Here is an 899-nt window from a genome sequence, read left to right as displayed (position 1 = left end):
TATCCTCAAGTTCATTTTATGTAGAATCTGCTATAGTGGCCACTGTTCCAACCACGGTTCTAAATGCTCAAGTTCAAAATGGTATTTATAAGGATATTTATTTCGGAGATAATATGACCAAAATACCAGAGGAGGATTATCAGCAAGCCTGGTGGTATCGTAAGGTCTTTACTCTTGATAATATGCATGAAGCCTTTGAATTGCAGTTCGATGGAATTAATTATAATGCGAATATTTGGTTGAATGGGAAATTATTGGCAGATACAAATACTGTAAATAATGCTTTTAAGCAATATCGATATGAGGTGAGTTCGCATATTCAAAGAGGTGAAAATATAATTGCTGTTCAGGTTTATCCTCCAAAAGCTGGTGATTTTAGTATTGGTTTTGTGGATTGGAATCCTTCTCCTCCTGATCAGAATATGGGAATTTTCCGTCCAGTTTATTTAAATCAGATTGATAAAGTTCAAATATGCGAGCCTTATGTGGAATCTGTTTTTGAAAATGGAAACTACAAGGTATCTGAAGAAATTATCAGCATGAAGTTGAAAAATTATGATGATCAAAAAGTAGAAGGTATCGTAAATTTGAAATTTTTAGGTCAAACAATAAATAAGGAAGTATCCATTGCCGCCAATGAAACTATAAAAGTGATTTTTCATCCATCGGAATTCCATGAATTAACAATAGACAATCCCCAACTTTGGTGGCCACATACCATTGGGGAACCTGTTTTACATGATTTAAGGATTTCTTTTTCATCAGGTGCTCAGACCATAGCCAATCATGATATGAAATTCGGGATTAGAGAAGTCAAGGATTATTATAATGAAGATGGTCATAGAGGATTTATGATTAATGGGGAGAAGATTAGTATTCGAGGTGCAGGCTGGGTTGAT

General features: G+C 34.6%; 1 protein-coding gene. It reads left to right on the top strand.

Features of this window, described 5'->3' with window-relative positions; all coding sequences use genetic code 11:
- Window positions 1-899 (top strand): sugar-binding domain-containing protein (locus HNS40_RS22470; RefSeq protein WP_172284947.1); only part of this gene is annotated, 899 nt, incomplete at both ends.

Origin of the sequence: Lentimicrobium sp. S6 (assembly GCF_013166635.1) — a bacterium.
In the GTDB taxonomy this organism is placed as follows: Bacteria; Bacteroidota; Bacteroidia; order Bacteroidales; family UBA12170; genus UBA12170.
Note: the sequence above shows the minus strand (reverse complement) of the source record. Positions and strands in the feature narration are given on the sequence as shown.